Here is a 15,032-nt window from a genome sequence, read left to right on the forward strand (position 1 = left end):
CAAGGGCTGCCCGATGGCAGCCCTTGATTTGGCACGCTAGCTCGCCTGCTTAGGCGACTTTTTCTGCCTTATGCTCAATGGCGGTGTTGCCATTGGCGGCCTTGATGGCGATTTGCTTTGGTTTCATTTTCTCTGGAATTTCTTTCACCAGACTAACCGTCAGCAAGCCATGGTCCATCGAGGCGTCGACCACTTCGACAAACTCGGCCAGATTAAATTTGCGCTCGAAGGAGCGGGTGGCAATACCTCGATGCAGGAACTGACGTTTTTCCTTGCTGTCGCTGTCTTTGCTGCCTTTGATGGTCAGCACGCCTTGCTCGACTTCGATGCTGAGATCGTCCTGAGTGAATCCTGCTACCGCCAGGGTAATGGCGTAGCGGTTTTCATCCAGCACTTCAATGTTGTATGGAGGGTAGCTGTTGTTGCTTTGATCTGAACGCAGTGCGTGATCCAGCAAAGAGGCAAAACGGTCGAAACCGATGCTGCTACGGTACAATGGGCTAAAATCGATGGTGTTCATAACATATTCTCCGAAAAGCAATACGAGTTGTGATTAAGGGCACTCTCATAGAGACCTGCCCCGTCATCACTGTATGTATGGTTCTGCGGAAAATATTCAAGTGAGCACCCGCAAATTTTTAATTCATTTGCTCTATCATTTGCTCCAATTGCTGCAAGGACTCTTCATCCATCCCCATCATCTGCTGCATCAGTTCAGCGGTTAATTTGGTGATGGTTTCTTTTTCTTTATCCGTCATGCACTGGTCCAGCAATGCCATAATCTGCTTGAGATTACGCATCTCTGCCTCTTGCTCGGCGCGTTCTTCGGCCGGCATGTACTCCAGCATTTGCTGCATCATTTCCATCATGGGCTCTACCATCTGCAGGGAGGTCCAGGCAAATTTAAAACTCAGTTCAGTGTACTCAGCTGGGGTAAAGTTGTGTTGCCTCAGCAGTTGCTCCAGAGCACGGCGGTGCTCGGGTGTGGCCAGCTTGGTCAGAGTTTGGTCGTAGTGGCGCTGCCAGTTGCAATGCGCTTGCAGTTCCAGGCTGCTGCTGTCTACTTCCGGAAAACTATCTTCCAACGCCTCCATCTCCGGCAACAAATTCAGATAACGTTGCAGATTTTGCTCGGTAATGACCGTGCTGGCCTGAGCAGTTCCGACCAACAGACTGAATAAACAGCCAACGGCTAGTTTCATTACTTTCATTTCATGCATCCTTTACGATTATAACGGTTCATAGCGCTGTTATAGCCGCTTTTGCTGCCTGACTGCAACTTTTATTGAGCCACTGAGCTGCAGCCGCTACACTGCCACTTTTATTTGGCAGAGTCTGGCATGGCATTAAAATCGACCATCTACAAAGTAAAGCTGAATATAGCGGATATGGACCGAGGGTACTATGGCGATCATCAGCTGACCTTGGCACAGCATCCCTCCGAAACGGACCTGCGCCTGATGGTGCGCATTTTGGCTTTTGCACTAAACGCATCCGACAGCCTGACTTTTACCAAGGGTTTAAGCTCGGAAGAAGACGAAGCCGAGCTATGGGATCGCAGCCTGAGTGGCGAGATCGCACTGTGGGTGGAATTTGGTCAGGCCGATGAGAAGTGGCTTCGTAAAGCCTGCGGCCGGGCGCAAAAAGTCCATCTGTATTGTTATGGCGGCCGTAGCACCGATGTCTGGTGGCAACAACAGCAGGCTGCACTGCAGCGTTATCAGAACCTGAGTATCTGGCAACTGCCGGAGGACAGCCTGCAGGCTTGCCTGGAACTGGTGCAGCGCCAAATGGAGTTGCAGTGCAGCATTACCGAGGGACAAATTTGGCTAAGTGACAGCAGCCATAACGTTCATTTACAGCCTGAGCTGTTAAAAGAGTGAATGCTGTTTGGTCAGTGAGGGTTCAGCCAGGCTTTGTCAGCATGGTGGCATTGAAAAAAATCAGGCCAGCGCTATGCTGAAATCAGGCTTTACTTTATTCACCCTGCGGTTTGTTGGGGAGCATCCATACCGATGACTTACGTTAAACTGGCAACCATGATGGTCCTGCTGCAACTGTTGCTTGTGAGCGCCAATGGTTATGCACAGCACAACAAGGTACTCACCATCCGTATTGCCGAGCAGCAGCATCAGCTCGATTTGGTGCAACTGGAGCAGCTGCCCCAACAAAGCAGCCACTTTAGAGCCGCCTGGGGGCCGGAGGGCGAATGGCAAGGGGTTTATCTACACGATTTGCTGGCCCACTTTCAGCTTGAACACTATCAGGATATTCGGTTAAGTGCACTCAACGACTACCGTATCCGTCTTACGCTGCAGGACATTGCCCAGGGTCAGCCGGTGATCGCAACCCATTTTGATGGCGAGCCCATCCCATTGGAGCGCAATGGCCCGTTCATTCTGATTTGGCCACAGCAGTCGCAACAAGTACTGGATGGTACCGCGCCTCTGGCCTTGTGGATTTGGAGCCTCCATGAAATAAGGGTTCGTCCTTAATGCTGCAGTGGATGCGATTGCGCCTGGGTCGTACTGCGACTCTGATACTGCTTGGCTACAGTGTAACGGCCATCGCTGTCAGTGGCTGGATCTGGCATGCCAAGCACAACCTGCAGGCCAGGCCACCGATGCGGGTGATCGATGTATCCCGGCAAATTGAAATGCTCAACCGGGAGGTCACCTTGTACGTGCAGGCCCTGTCAGAACTGAACAGTCCTGAACAAGCCAGGTTACTGTGGAGCCGGGTGCAGGCAAGGCAACATACCATTCAGGGCTTGCTGCGCAATTTTGTTAGCCTTGAAAGCAACTTCAAGGTACTGGAGCTGCAAATCGGGCAACTACGTCAGATGGTTGAGCATCCGCCCGAGTATTTGCCAGAGGCTGAGCTGATGGGGTTTGTCGAATACATTCGGGAAGATATGGATATTTTTGCCAGTGATGTGCATCGCACCATGCAATTAATCATAGCCGATCAAACCCGCCAGTTACACCGTTACAGTTCGGCGGTGGCCTGGCTAAGCCTGGCAATGTTTTTAAGTGGTTTTGTCCTCCTGACGCTGCTCATTCTATTGAGCAAGCAGAATCAAAAGCTGGTTAAGCTGGCCACCGAAGATGGCCTGACCGGGTTACTAAACCGCCGCAGTGCCATGCTGCAGGGAAAACTGCTTGCTGCAATGGCACAAAGAAATCAGCAGCCCCTGGCTTTAGCATTGCTCGATATTGATCATTTTAAGCAAGTCAATGATGTCTATGGCCACCCGGCCGGGGATGACGCACTGAAAATGCTGGCGCAGGTACTTCGTACTTACGCCCGGCGCGATACCGATGTGCTGGCGCGCATTGGAGGGGAAGAGTTTTTGCTGCTGATGCCAGAAACCAGTGAAGAGCTGGCTGGGCAACTGTGCAAAGTACTGCTAAGTGCCTTGGCAGACACCACAATCAATGACACCTATTCTTTTAAGCTGACAGCCAGTATTGGCCTTGCGGTCAGTGAGCAAGGCCAGCATGACTTTGACACACTCTACCGGATGGCCGATGTGGCGTTGTATCAGGCCAAGGGTGCCGGTCGGAATCAACTCAAAATAGCTGAATACGATGGCTTCTAAAACAAGTTAAGCAAGCAACGCCGCCTTGAAACGACTAAAAGCCTGCTCCAGATCGGCGATTAAATCTTCCGGATCCTCTAAACCAATATGCAAACGGATCAAGGGTCCACTATAAGGCCACTGGCTGGCGGTACGCAGCTTTTGCACATTCAGGGTTGGGGAGATCAAGCTTTCATAACCACCCCAGGAGAAGCCCATTTTGAAGTACTGCATGCCTTCAACAAAAGCAGCAACTGCTTTAGCACCGCCTTGCCTGAGCACAAAGGAAAACAGACCATTGCTGCCGGAGAAATCACGCACAAAAAACTCGTGCCCTGGATTGCTGGCAAAGGCCGGGTGACGCACGGCTTCTACTTCAGGCCGTTGCTCTATCCAGCTCGCAATTTTCAGCGCGTTTTGCTGGTGCTGCGCCAGCCGCACGCCTAAGGTCCGCAAACCACGACTGGCCTGATAGACATCATCGGCCGAGGCACAATAGCCTAAAATATAGCTGTGCTCACGCAGTTGCGGCCAGTACTGCTCGTTGGCACTGGCCGTACCCAGCATCACATCGGAGTGGCCAACAATGTATTTGGTAGCCGCCTGAATGGAGATATCCACCCCTAGCTCAAAAGGTCGGCATAAAATGGGGGACGCCCAGGTATTATCCAACAAGGTAATGACACCCTTGGCCCGCGCTATGTTGCAAATGGCCGGCACATCCTGCACTTCCATGGTCAGCGAGCCCGGAGACTCCAGAAAAATCGCTTTGGTGTTCGGTCGCAGTAAGCGTTCAATGCCCGCACCTATCATCGGATCGTAATACTCGGTTTCTACCCCCATTGGCCGCAAGATCTTTTCACACAACGCGCGGGTAGGCTCATACACCGTGTCTACCATTAACAGATGATCGCCATGTTGTAAGAAAGACAACAAAGCCCCACTCACCGCTGCGGCGCCGCACGGGTACAGCGCACAGCCAGCACCCCCTTCCAGCTCGCAAATGGCCTCCTGAAAAGCAAAGTGGGTAGCTGTGCCGCGCCGGCCATAATAAGGCACTCTATCGCCCTTGTGCTGACTGGCGTGAGCCAGCTCGGCCATACTATCGAAGGTGATGGTAGAGGCGCGAACCACCGGTGGATTGACCGCCTGACCAGTCCACTTTTTGCCGCGACCGGCCTGAATCAGTTTTGTTTGTTGTTTCATACCACAACTCCGTAAAAACAATCATGTTGTCATGGTACTGCTTTTGCTGGGTCAGATCACCTCTCAGACCATAGTTGAAAGGAAAATCATGCGCTTATGGTCTATGCTTATTTTTGCTACGTAGCAGAGAAATACGACAGTGCAGTAAGTCGTTGCTGATAAGAAGCCGTAAAGGCCATCACTATCACAATTACAATACCACCAAGGATAGAGCGAATAACAAGAAACTCGACATCCACTAGGAGAAACTGTATGCGTCAATTCCAATTAACGCCACTGGCACTGGCCATGTCCTCACTACTGGCATCGCCTTTGCTTTTTGCCGATGATGAGGCCGGTGCTGAGCGAGTAGAAACCATCGTAGTCACCGGCACCCGGGTCGCCGGCCGCACCATTTCCGATACCGCAGTGCCGGTCGACTTGGTCCGATCCGATGTACTGGAACGCTCAGGGACCACTGAGCTGAACCAAGCCCTTTCCGTAGCTTTACCTTCATTTAATTTCCCTAGGCCAGGCCTGGCCGATGGTACCGATACCATTCGACCTGCCACTTTACGGGGCTTAGCACCGGATCAATCGCTGGTGCTGGTGAATTCGAAACGCCGTCACGCGGCTGCTTTGGTGAATGTGAATGGTACTGTTGGCCGCGGTGCCTCTGCGGTAGATTTAAATACCATCCCCATGGGCGCGATTAGTGCTATTGAGGTGCTACGCGATGGGGCTTCAGCTCAATATGGCTCTGATGCCATAGCCGGTGTAATGAACGTGCGGCTGCGCGAAGCAGCCGATGGTGGTTCAGTCACCCTTGGGTACAGTTACCGGGAAACCAGCTATACCACCCCGACCACACCACCTCCTGCCGGAGCGACCTGGAGTGCGCCCAGTGACATTAAACGCAGCCGCAGCGATGGTGAAACCATTACCTTATCGGGCTGGAAAGGCTTTGAGCTGGGTGACAATGGTTTTTTAACCATATCCGCCGAATACAAAGATCAGGAGCGCACTGAGCGCGGTGGCTGGGATTTCCGCCAACAATACCCATTACTCAGTGATGGCAGCTTCGATCCACGCGAACAAACCATCGATCGTTTCAATGCCTGGTACGGTGAGCCCGAGCTGGAGCAATGGACTTTATTTGCCAATGCCGGCATCACCACCGAGCATGGCAAGCTGTATGGCTGGGCCAGTTATCAAAACCGTCAGGCTACCTCCGGTGGCTTTTATCGCCGGGCCTTGGACGACCGAAATGTAATTGAAATTTATCCGGATGGTTTTTTACCCCTGATTTCACCGGATGTGGACGATTTCAGTGCAGCTTTCGGTTACGAATGGGACTGGGGTGAATGGCAATTGGATACCTCCCTGGTCTACGGCTCCAACAAAATGGCTTTTACCATTGAAAACACCTTAAACCGCTCCTTAGGCCCTGCCAGCAAAACTGAGTTTGATGCCGGTGGTTACAAGTACAATCAGTGGGTCTACAACTTATCCGGGGTCAAAGCCATTGATGTCGACGGGTTAGCCTCTGCGCTTAACCTTGCTTTAGGCGTTGAAGCCCGCCGTGAGGCTTACTCCATCTTTGCCGGTGAGCCGGACTCTTACCGCAATGGTGGTGTCTTGCTACCCAATGGCAACCCAACCGCATCGGGTGCTCAGGTATTTCCTGGCTTTCGGCCTTCCAATGAAGTCAGTGAAAGCCGCACCGCGGTCGGCGCTTACCTGGATTTAGAAGCCAATATTACCGATGAATGGCTGGCATCCGGCGCGATCCGGGCTGAACGTTACTCCGATTTTGGCAGCAATCTATCTGGTAAGCTAGCTACCCGCTATGACTTTACCGATACCTTTGCGCTACGTGGCTCGGTACAAAATGGTTTCAGAGCGCCTTCGTTGCAACAACAAAACTTTACGGCCACCTCCACCAATTTTGTCGGCGGTATTCCGTTTGATATCACCACCTTTCCGGTCAACGCACCAGTTGCCGTTGCCATGGGTGCCAAAGAGCTGGATGCGGAGAAATCCATCAACTTCTCGCTAGGTGCTGTGATGCGCTTTGATGCTGTCACCATCACGGTCGATGCTTACCGTATTGATATTGATGATCGGATTGTCCTGTCAGAAAACCTGTTAGCAAATAACACTGCTCAGGGACAGGCCATTCGTCAGTTTTTTGATGAAAGAGGCTTCAATGATATAGGGGGAGGTCGATTCTTCATCAATGGTGTGGATACGGAAACGCAAGGGCTGGATGTGGTGGTCAACTGGTCTACCGTGACTGACAGCATGGGTAACTTTGACTTTACCCTGGTGGGTAACTACAACAAAACCAAGGTTACCCGAGTGCCTGAAACCGAAGAGCTGGCAGCGCTGGACCCGGCACCAACGCTCTTTGCCCGGGTCAATGTGCTCACCTTTGAAAAAGGAACTCCGAAAGACAAGCTGGGTGCCATCGTCAACTGGAGCCATGATCGCTTTGGCGCTACCCTCAAGGCCACCAGGTACGGTGAAGTATTAAATCCAAATGCAAACCCAGCCAATGACTTTATTCTAAGCCCAAAAGTTTTGGTTGATTTGGAGGGTCGCTATCAGATGACTGACAGCATGCGCATTGCATTTGGTGCCGATAACCTGTTCGATAGCTACCCGGATGCATTTCCAATCAATCTGAATGGAACCGGCAATACGCCATTTTCCAACTACTCACCTTTTGGCCGGGCCGGCCGGATGCTCTATGCCCGCATCAGCTACGACTTTTGAATCATAGCTGGCTACAATACAAAGGCGCCGTTTGGCGCCTTTGCTCTTTGTACATTGATTGCATGTTACAGCGGCTTGTTTATTGGGACAAGCCATGGATCTGCGACAACGGGGTCAAAGTCTCCAGAGCAGGTCGGGCAAAGTAGTACCCCTGCAGGTAGCGCACCCCTGCCGATACCAGCCAGGCAAGCTCGGCGCCACTTTCAATGCCTTCAGCCAACACTTTGGTCCCTTGCAACTCACACTGAGCGATCGTGTCCAGCACAATGGCTTGCTTAGCCGGGCTTTGCTCAATATCCCGAATCAGCGCCATGTCCAGCTTTAAGATGTTGGGCTTAAGCGTCTGCAACCATTCCAGGTTGGCAAAACCGGAGCCATAATCATCAATGGCGGTTAAGAAACCATGCTTGGCATAGCTTTGGAAAATCCGGCTCAAATGGCCTTTATCCGGTATTTCTTCGGTTTCGATCACCTCAAAGATGATATGGTCTTTGCAAAAACCATAGAGCTCACTGGCTTCCAGCGTGGCCTGGATACAGGTTTCTGGGTTGTAGACCGCATTGGGCATAAAGTTGATGTTCAGATAGGTGCTGCAGCCAAGTCTGGCAGCGGTTTCAATGGCTTTAACCCGGCAGGCCTGATCGAAATAATAACGGTTATCTTTGGTGATACGCTCAAACACCCAGCCTGCGCCCTGCCCCTCCGGGCCCCGCACCAAAGCCTCGTAAGCAAAGATCGATTGCTGCTGCCAATCGATAATTGGCTGAAAGGCCATTTTGATGTCAAAGCCCAAATCCTGACCACTTAAGCAATCGCTACAGGTTTGTTGTTTAATACTAGCAGGAAAATTCATGAACAACCTTTTGCTTGCCCGTTTTTATTTCAGTATAGCCACAGATTTCAGCCAATTACAGCAGGAACGACCTTCTTTAACTGATTTTTAGGCGATTTCGGCAGATCCAATATGACCCGATACCATCAGGCTAGCGCTTTAATAAAAGCCTAGCCCGGACTTAATAGCCGTCTACACTGACAGAAAAGCAGACTCCATGTATACTGACTCTCTTCAACGATGGCTGATCCTGCCAGGGAAAGGCCCCGTATCTTGACGTTTTTGCAGTGAGCAAACCCGATGAAATACAAAGATCTGCGAGATTTTATCCAGCAACTTGAGCAACGTGGGCAGTTGCAGCGTGTTGCTGTAGAAGTCGACCCGGTGCTGGAAATGACCGAAATCGCCGACCGTACCCTGCGGGCAGGTGGCCCCGCCTTGTTGTTTGAGAACCCCAAAGGCTCCAACATTCCGGTGTTGGCCAACTTATTTGGCACCCCGGAGCGGGTTGCGCTTGGCATGGGCCAAGAAGAAGTCAGCGCACTGCGTGAAGTAGGCAAGTTGCTGGCGTTTTTGAAAGAACCGGAACCACCGAAAGGCTTAAAAGATGCCTTTAGCAAACTGCCGATTTTTAAGCAGGTGCTGAATATGTCGCCGAAGAAAGTGCGTAAGGCGGCTTGCCAACAGGTGGTGCTGTCCGGTGAAGAGGTAGACTTGACCAAGCTGCCGATCATGACCTGCTGGCCAGGCGATGCGGCCCCGCTCATTACCTGGGGCCTGACCGTCACCAAAGGACCGCACAAAGAGCGGCAGAACCTGGGGATTTATCGGCAACAACTGCTCGGGAAAAACAAAGTGATCATGCGCTGGTTATCGCATCGTGGCGGTGCACTGGATTTCTTTGAGTGGCAAAAGGCGCATCCCGGCGAACGTTTCCCGGTCGCGGTGGCGCTGGGTGCCGATCCGGCCACCATTTTAGGCGCTGTCACACCGGTGCCGGATACGTTGTCTGAATACGGTTTTGCCGGCCTGCTGCGTGGCGACAACACCGAAGTGGTGCAGTGTGTCAGTAATGAGCTGCAGGTACCCGCCAGTGCCGAGTTTGTGCTGGAAGGCTACATTGAAGCGGGTGAAATGGCCCCGGAAGGTCCTTACGGTGATCATACCGGTTACTACAACGAAGTGGATGAGTTTCCGGTGTTTACCGTGACCCATATCACCCACCGCGAAGACCCGATTTACCACAGCACCTACACCGGCCGGCCACCGGATGAACCCGCCATTTTAGGTGTCGCGCTGAACGAAGTCTTCGTACCCATTTTGCAAAAGCAGTTTCCGGAAATCGTTGATTTCTATCTGCCACCTGAAGGCTGCTCCTACCGCCTGGCCGTCGTGACCATGAAAAAGCAGTACCCTGGCCACGCCAAACGGGTGATGATGGGGGTGTGGTCGTTCTTGCGACAGTTTATGTACACCAAGTTTGTCATTGTCTGCGACGACGACATCAATGCCCGCGACTGGAAAGATGTGATCTGGGCCATTACCACCCGGATGGATCCGGCCCGCGATACCACGCTGGTAGAAAATACCCCGATCGACTACCTGGACTTTGCTTCGCCCGTGTCTGGTTTGGGTTCCAAAATGGGGATGGATGCCACCAACAAGTGGCCGGGTGAAACCGACCGCGAATGGGGTGAGCCCATCGTGATGGACCCGGCAGTGAAAGAGCGGGTCGATGCACTGTGGCCCGAGCTTGGCATTCAGTTACCAGAGCAGCCCTGATGGTGTTTCACATTACCATCAAACCGGCCGGCCTTAGCTTTGAGGCCGAAGCCGGCGAGACCATCCTGGAAGCAGCGCTGCGCCATGGCATCGACTTTCCACACCGATGCCGCCAGGGCGTTTGTACCAGTTGTGTTTGTCGGCTGCAACAGGGCGAAGTGCGGTACGCCCCGCCCTCACCGCTGAGCGACATCGACAAAGCGCAAAATTTTACCTATGGTTGTTTAGCCTATCCTTTAACGGATCTGGTACTGCAGCATCCATTTATACAAGCCTAAAGAGACCAGCATGATCCAAACCCAGTGCACCGTAGATGCCATCACCCCGCTGACACCCTTTGTCCAACGAGTATTGTTAACCCCGCAACAAGCAGTCGATTTTTTGCCCGGCCAATACCTGCAATTGTGCTTAAGCGAGCACGACAAACGCCCCTTCTCGCTGGCCTGTTTGCCAAATGGCAAGCAACTGGAACTCCATATTGGCGCTTCCAAAGCAGATGATTACAGCAGCCAGGCACTGAATTATCTGCAGCAACAACTGGATGCCAAACAACCTGTGCTGATTGAGGCCGGCCTGGGCCTGGCCCATCTTCGACCCAGCGACAACCCGGTGCTGTTGCTGGCTGGTGGCACCGGTTTTTCCTATGTGTACAGCATTGCTAAAGCATTGCAACAGCAAAAGCAGGATCGGCCGGTATTTTTGTACTGGGGCGTGCGTGAGCAAAGCAGTCTGTATTTGCTGGATCAACTGCAGGCCTGGGCGAACAGCCACAGCAAATTTAGTTTTATTCCGGTGGTGCAAGAAGCAGATAGCAACTGGCAAGGCCGTACCGGCCTGGTGCACGAAGCGGTGCTGAGTGATTTTGTGTCACTGGATGCCTACGATATATACATCGCTGGCCCTTTCCCTATGGTAGGTGTAGCCCGCGATGCCTTCTTACAGCAAGGTGCGCATCGTGAACAGATGTTTGCCGATGCTTTTGCCTATATTTAGTCAGTAAAGCCCCTACCGGGGCTTTATAGTTTATAACAACTGCTTTCTCAGAGCTTTCGCAATGGCATGATTTTGCGCAATTGCTTGCTCAAGCATGGCCCAGCCCAGTTCTGTTTCACCATTTAGGATCCGTTGGGTACCACTCCAGGCCAGGACATCAGGATCTTGCTGCGCAATCAGATACTGCTCCCAATGTGGATCAAATGCAGCCAAAATTTGCTGTGCCCTGCGATCACCATTGCGGGCAGCCATATCCCACCAATACCTCGCTGTCATATTGGCTGGTAGCTCCTGAATTGGCTGGATGTGTAATTGATAGCGACCACGGTGGTTCTGACTGCTCAGAATACGGTAACGACCGGGTGCGGCAGCAGTCTTAATGGTTGCCGCCAACAGCTGTTCTTCATCCCAGTTAGATCCCTCACGCAGAAAATCAACCTGAGTAATACGCCCCCTGGACCCCAACTCGATATGCGCCAGCCCTATAAAGTCATCCAGCGATGCAGACAAACGAGACCTATCCCGAAACAGACTCAGATCAGGCACCATATCCTGCTCACTCAGTTCATGCCTTACCTGCCAGCTTTTATTTGAACCCATAGCAACTAGCTCAAACAGGGTACCGAGCACTTCCTGATGTCGCGGTGAGCCGGCATTCGCAAAATCCCAAAGCTTGTCGTTATGCAAGAGTGCATGCACGCGTTGCAAATTTAATTCAGCCTCCAATGTGAAGTCCATACGAACGCGCACGATATGCTTTTCACCGGTCGCCTCGTACTGCCAACGCCTGACGGCACGAGTCGCTGAGCGCTCAAACACTCCTTGCGGAAAGGCATCCAGCGTATCAATGGTCTGCACCTTCCCTTCCTCATCCACTAAAAAACGCAGCATGACGTAACCGAACTGACCTCTGCGTGCGGCATCCACCGGATACTGGGGAGCAGGACGGCTAACTGGCTCCGGACCTGCAGTTCGTTGCGTGATGGCATCGGCACGCCGTTTTGGCAACTGAATGCGCTGCTGCAATGCGGTATAGACTTGCTCTGCCTCTAAAAACAGCTCTGCGCTCAATGCTTCGGATACCTGCTGGATAACATTGCGAGCGCCTGGATGTTCCAGCTCTGCAGCCAGAAAGAAATAACCCAGCGCTTTGGCTTCATCCACAGGCTGGCCCTGACCATGCAGCGCCATCACACCAAGATTGAAGGCTGCGGTTTCATTGGCCAACGGAATAAGCTCTGCAAAAGCTTGCTTCGCAGTGGCATAATCCTCTCGCTGATACGCATCAAGCGCATCCAGCCACTGGCTTGCGAAGGAAGTGTGCGCGGTCAACAACAGGTAAAAGGGAAGGATCCATTTCATAGATAATCTCCTATAACAATTGGTTAAAATGATAGCTGCAACTATCCCTAAAAACAACCACTTCCTGCAGACTGGTCTAGCCAGTACCGCTGTGGCACAATGCAATTATCTTTGTTGACTACGAGCCTATTATGACGCACCTAACCGAAATTAAAGTTCGCGGCTATCATCTTGATATTTACCAGCATGTAAACAATGCCCGTTATCTGGAGTTTTTAGAAGAAGCGCGCTGGGGCTATCTGGAAGACAACGGCGATATTGAGTTTTTCCGGGAGCTTGGCCTTGCCTGGGTGATTGTGAACATCAACATCAATTACCGTGAAGCCGCCACCATGGGGCATACCCTGCAAATCAGTACCAAGTTCAGTAAAATTGGCAGCAAAAGTGCCATGGTGCGTCAGGAGGTTCGGATCAAAGGCAGCGACCGGATTGCCGCCGATGCAGACATTACCTTTGTTTGCCTGGATCAGAAAACCGGTAAAGCGGTGCCCATTGAAGGAGCTTTAAAAGAGCGGCTGGAGCAGCAGTTGCATCAGGATTAAGGCCGCGTACGTCGCTGCAAAATACGATTGAGCTGCTGGCTTGCATCTTCTTCGTCGCCACAAGGGATCCGACGTGCTGCCATCAAGCCTTCAAACCCATCCTTGCTCGGGTCCGCCAACCGACAGCCATTTTTGGTGCGAATGATTTGCGTACCATCATTGAACTGCGCCACAACCTGTTTGGCTGGATCCGATGACAATTGCTGAAATCTGCGTTCAACGGTAATTTTTGGTTCCGCAAAACGCCTTTGCTGCTCAGTACGATGTGTTCTGGCCAAGCCGTCTGTGCTTTGTAGTTGCTGCAATGCACGATCCATCAGACTGCCTCTGTGTTCTGCAAGATTTCCGTCCAATGACTGGCTGCTGAGGACAGACTCAAACGAAGGCTGGGGCAACCCGGCAGTAGGCGCAGTAGCATCAGCCGGTGCTTCGTTTTGCTCGGCGGTGATAGCAGCGGCTTCCTCCAGCATGTCTAAAGCCATAACCTGCTCTTCAGGCTCTGCTGGCTCAGGCTCATCAAGCGGCATCGTCTGCTCGGCTGTGGAGACTACAAGCGGCGGCTGATAAAAATAAGCCTCGATAGCCCGGGCCGGCTCTTCGGGTGAAAGCGGGCGCTGCCATTTTTGCTGCACCAGCAGCAAGCCAATAGACGCATGCCCAAGCACAGCCAGCAGCAATGGCAAGCGCCAGTGCTTCCAGCGAGGCACTGCGTTCGCGCGGCTCTGCCGTTGTTCAGATTCAGCAATGGCATCAAACCATGACGGAGGCAATGGCGACAAAGGAGGCTCTGAATGCAATTGAAAGGTGCTGTATAGACCACGCTACCTTGAAATAATTCATAAGCAATCAGAGCTGAGTGACTACACGGCTAATAAGGGTTGCTGGGTTGATAGATTGGGTTTTGCCGTCCATCCAGCGAGATCCGCAGCGGCACCACCGAGCTTTGGTGGGAGCCCAGATGATAATGATCCCCAGGTACCAGACGGTAACGCAGTAAATCATCAATAATTACCGGCTGGCCGCACTCGGTTTGACGTAACACCGTTTGGTCGTCGGCTCTGACCATGTAGACTTCATGTTGGCCATATACCTCGGCCTGGCCATCACGTGTCACCCAGAGTGCGGTTTGCTCCGACACCGCAATACCGGTCAGGTTGCGGTTGGCATGATGCGCCAAGAATACCATCAACCGGCCCATCCGATCACGCTGTTTAAAGTGCGTATCGGTGATGGTTTGACTTAGCATCGGTGCCTGCAAAAAATCGTCGCTGAATTGAATGTTCGTATTGCAAAAATCCTGTGCCACCTCGCTGGATACCGCACTGCCCACTCCATCAGGGTTGTAAACGACTTCGCCTAGAATCGCATTGCCCGCCGAAGTGCCGCCAATAATGGCTCCTTTCTGGTAGGCGTAGTGCAGCTTTTGCTGCAGGCGGGTATCCTGCCAGTAACGGATGTATTCGGACTGATCACCGCCGGCAAACCAGATAAACTCCGCACTTTGCACCGCCCAGGCCACGTAATCGCTGTTGGCTTTGTCACGGCTATCAACAATCAGAGTTTCGACGGAGGCAGCCTCTGTCAGCTGCTGCAAATAATCGTTGTAGCCAGCCCCGCCCCGTGTACGCAGCACCAGCACATTGCCATGCTGAATATGAGGCCTGACCTTCTGGGCAAAAATGCTATCGACATCGGTACTGCCGCCCATCAGAATCACCCCAGCCTGCTCCGCATCCAAAGACACACAAACATCGCCGATATAACCAACTGCATAACGTGTCAGGTTTGCCGGCCGCTCTGGCCTTGGGCCATAACCGCATGCTTTGGCATTGGCCAACTGCTCGATACTACTTAATAACTCTGGCTGGTTGTCTGTGCTGCTGCAGCCAATCATCAAAGCGCCAAGGCACATCACCGCAAGCGACCTTGGCAGTAGGTTATTCAACATTGCTCTTTCCTGTTTTAGCCACCCGGCATA

Annotated in this window: 15 protein-coding genes; 8 read left to right on the forward strand and 7 right to left on the reverse strand. The window is 52.3% G+C overall.

The features are described 5' to 3' along the window. Window positions 1-49 precede the first annotated feature (49 nt). Both QWY20_RS17090 and QWY20_RS17095 read right to left on the reverse strand, forming a co-directional pair. Window positions 50-520: an Hsp20 family protein gene (locus tag QWY20_RS17090; RefSeq protein WP_305946289.1), complete on the reverse strand. Its 471-nt coding sequence runs from the start codon at window positions 518-520 to the stop codon at window positions 50-52. 118 nt (window positions 521-638) lie between these two features. After that, window positions 639-1,211 (reverse strand): hypothetical protein, encoded by a 573-nt coding sequence (locus tag QWY20_RS17095; protein ID WP_330130222.1) that lies wholly within the window; start codon window positions 1,209-1,211, stop codon window positions 639-641. A 129-nt stretch (window positions 1,212-1,340) separates the two neighbouring features. On the opposite strand from QWY20_RS17095, the gene QWY20_RS17100 reads away from it, so the two are divergent. The 3 genes from QWY20_RS17100 to QWY20_RS17110 all read left to right on the forward strand — a co-directional run bounded on the left by QWY20_RS17100 (window position 1,341) and on the right by QWY20_RS17110 (window position 3,601). Next, window positions 1,341-1,883: a YaeQ family protein gene (locus QWY20_RS17100; RefSeq protein WP_330130223.1), complete on the forward strand. Its 543-nt coding sequence runs from the start codon at window positions 1,341-1,343 to the stop codon at window positions 1,881-1,883. A 132-nt stretch (window positions 1,884-2,015) separates the two neighbouring features. Continuing rightward, on the forward strand, window positions 2,016-2,495 hold the full coding sequence (locus QWY20_RS17105; protein ID WP_330130224.1) for a molybdopterin-dependent oxidoreductase: 480 nt from the start codon (window positions 2,016-2,018) through the stop codon (window positions 2,493-2,495). 11 nt (window positions 2,496-2,506) lie between these two features. After that, the gene (locus QWY20_RS17110; protein ID WP_330130225.1) at window positions 2,507-3,601 is read left to right on the forward strand and encodes a GGDEF domain-containing protein; all 1,095 of its coding nucleotides are present in this window, start codon (window positions 2,507-2,509) and stop codon (window positions 3,599-3,601) included. A gap of 6 nt (window positions 3,602-3,607) precedes the next feature. Here the strand turns inward: QWY20_RS17110 and QWY20_RS17115 are convergent, their stop codons facing one another. Continuing rightward, a complete protein-coding gene (locus QWY20_RS17115; RefSeq protein ID WP_330130226.1) occupies window positions 3,608-4,786 on the reverse strand; it encodes a cystathionine beta-lyase in 1,179 nt (392 codons plus the stop codon). A 252-nt stretch (window positions 4,787-5,038) separates the two neighbouring features. Between QWY20_RS17115 and QWY20_RS17120 the strand changes: the two genes are divergently transcribed. Next, window positions 5,039-7,543 carry a TonB-dependent receptor plug domain-containing protein gene (locus QWY20_RS17120; protein WP_330130227.1) on the forward strand — a complete coding sequence of 835 codons (2,505 nt, stop codon included), beginning with the start codon at window positions 5,039-5,041 and terminating at the stop codon, window positions 7,541-7,543. 79 nt (window positions 7,544-7,622) lie between these two features. On the opposite strand, the gene QWY20_RS17125 is transcribed toward QWY20_RS17120, so the two are convergent. After that, window positions 7,623-8,396, reverse strand: a complete 774-nt coding sequence (locus QWY20_RS17125) for an EAL domain-containing protein (RefSeq protein WP_330130228.1) — start codon at window positions 8,394-8,396, stop codon at window positions 7,623-7,625. Between the two features lie 279 nt (window positions 8,397-8,675). Between QWY20_RS17125 and ubiD the strand changes: the two genes are divergently transcribed. The 3 genes from ubiD to fre are packed head-to-tail and all read left to right on the forward strand — an operon-like array spanning window position 8,676 to window position 11,150. Next, window positions 8,676-10,157 (forward strand): 4-hydroxy-3-polyprenylbenzoate decarboxylase, encoded by a 1,482-nt coding sequence (gene ubiD, locus QWY20_RS17130; protein ID WP_330130229.1) that lies wholly within the window; start codon window positions 8,676-8,678, stop codon window positions 10,155-10,157. Then, window positions 10,157-10,435 (forward strand): 2Fe-2S iron-sulfur cluster-binding protein, encoded by a 279-nt coding sequence (locus tag QWY20_RS17135; protein ID WP_330130230.1) that lies wholly within the window; start codon window positions 10,157-10,159, stop codon window positions 10,433-10,435. Before ubiD ends, QWY20_RS17135 begins: the two co-directional genes overlap by 1 nt. 10 nt (window positions 10,436-10,445) lie before the next feature. Continuing rightward, window positions 10,446-11,150, forward strand: coding sequence for an NAD(P)H-flavin reductase (gene fre, locus QWY20_RS17140; RefSeq protein WP_330130231.1), 705 nt, complete (start codon window positions 10,446-10,448; stop codon window positions 11,148-11,150). A gap of 30 nt (window positions 11,151-11,180) precedes the next feature. On the opposite strand, the gene QWY20_RS17145 is transcribed toward fre, so the two are convergent. Beyond that, entirely contained in the window at window positions 11,181-12,512 is a 1,332-nt protein-coding gene (locus QWY20_RS17145; RefSeq protein ID WP_330130232.1) for a TonB family protein, read from the reverse strand. Window positions 12,513-12,643: 131 nt separating this feature from the next. Between QWY20_RS17145 and QWY20_RS17150 the strand changes: the two genes are divergently transcribed. After that, complete coding sequence (locus QWY20_RS17150) at window positions 12,644-13,054, forward strand: acyl-CoA thioesterase (RefSeq protein ID WP_330130233.1); 411 nt, start codon at window positions 12,644-12,646, stop codon at window positions 13,052-13,054. Here the strand turns inward: QWY20_RS17150 and QWY20_RS17155 are convergent. Continuing rightward, window positions 13,051-13,833: a hypothetical protein gene (locus QWY20_RS17155; protein WP_330130234.1), complete on the reverse strand. Its 783-nt coding sequence runs from the start codon at window positions 13,831-13,833 to the stop codon at window positions 13,051-13,053. The two genes, QWY20_RS17150 and QWY20_RS17155, sit on opposite strands and share 4 nt — an antisense overlap. Window positions 13,834-13,922: 89 nt before the next feature. Further along, window positions 13,923-15,002 (reverse strand): cyanophycinase, encoded by a 1,080-nt coding sequence (locus tag QWY20_RS17160; RefSeq protein ID WP_330130235.1) that lies wholly within the window; start codon window positions 15,000-15,002, stop codon window positions 13,923-13,925. Window positions 15,003-15,032: the final 30 nt, after the last annotated feature.

The sequence above is a fragment of the Alkalimonas cellulosilytica genome, from assembly GCF_036325985.1.
GTDB classification, from domain to species: Bacteria; Pseudomonadota; Gammaproteobacteria; order Enterobacterales; family Alteromonadaceae; genus Alkalimonas; species Alkalimonas cellulosilytica.

Bases quoted from the DNA above. Each gene is read 5' to 3' on its own strand.
- fre (WP_330130231.1), top strand. From the start codon at position 10,446: ATGATCCAAACCCAGTGCACCGTAGATGCCATCACCCCGCTGACACCC.
- QWY20_RS17135 (WP_330130230.1), top strand. From the start codon at position 10,157: ATGGTGTTTCACATTACCATCAAACCGGCCGGCCTTAGCTTTGAGGCC.
- QWY20_RS17125 (WP_330130228.1), bottom strand. From the start codon at position 8,396: ATGAATTTTCCTGCTAGTATTAAACAACAAACCTGTAGCGATTGCTTA.
- QWY20_RS17100 (WP_330130223.1), top strand. From the start codon at position 1,341: ATGGCATTAAAATCGACCATCTACAAAGTAAAGCTGAATATAGCGGAT.
- QWY20_RS17145 (WP_330130232.1), bottom strand. From the start codon at position 12,512: ATGAAATGGATCCTTCCCTTTTACCTGTTGTTGACCGCGCACACTTCC.
- QWY20_RS17120 (WP_330130227.1), top strand. From the start codon at position 5,039: ATGCGTCAATTCCAATTAACGCCACTGGCACTGGCCATGTCCTCACTA.
- ubiD (WP_330130229.1), top strand. From the start codon at position 8,676: ATGAAATACAAAGATCTGCGAGATTTTATCCAGCAACTTGAGCAACGT.
- QWY20_RS17160 (WP_330130235.1), bottom strand. From the start codon at position 15,002: ATGTTGAATAACCTACTGCCAAGGTCGCTTGCGGTGATGTGCCTTGGC.
- QWY20_RS17105 (WP_330130224.1), top strand. From the start codon at position 2,016: ATGACTTACGTTAAACTGGCAACCATGATGGTCCTGCTGCAACTGTTG.
- QWY20_RS17110 (WP_330130225.1), top strand. From the start codon at position 2,507: ATGCGATTGCGCCTGGGTCGTACTGCGACTCTGATACTGCTTGGCTAC.
- QWY20_RS17150 (WP_330130233.1), top strand. From the start codon at position 12,644: ATGACGCACCTAACCGAAATTAAAGTTCGCGGCTATCATCTTGATATT.
- QWY20_RS17115 (WP_330130226.1), bottom strand. From the start codon at position 4,786: ATGAAACAACAAACAAAACTGATTCAGGCCGGTCGCGGCAAAAAGTGG.
- QWY20_RS17090 (WP_305946289.1), bottom strand. From the start codon at position 520: ATGAACACCATCGATTTTAGCCCATTGTACCGTAGCAGCATCGGTTTC.
- QWY20_RS17095 (WP_330130222.1), bottom strand. From the start codon at position 1,211: ATGAAAGTAATGAAACTAGCCGTTGGCTGTTTATTCAGTCTGTTGGTC.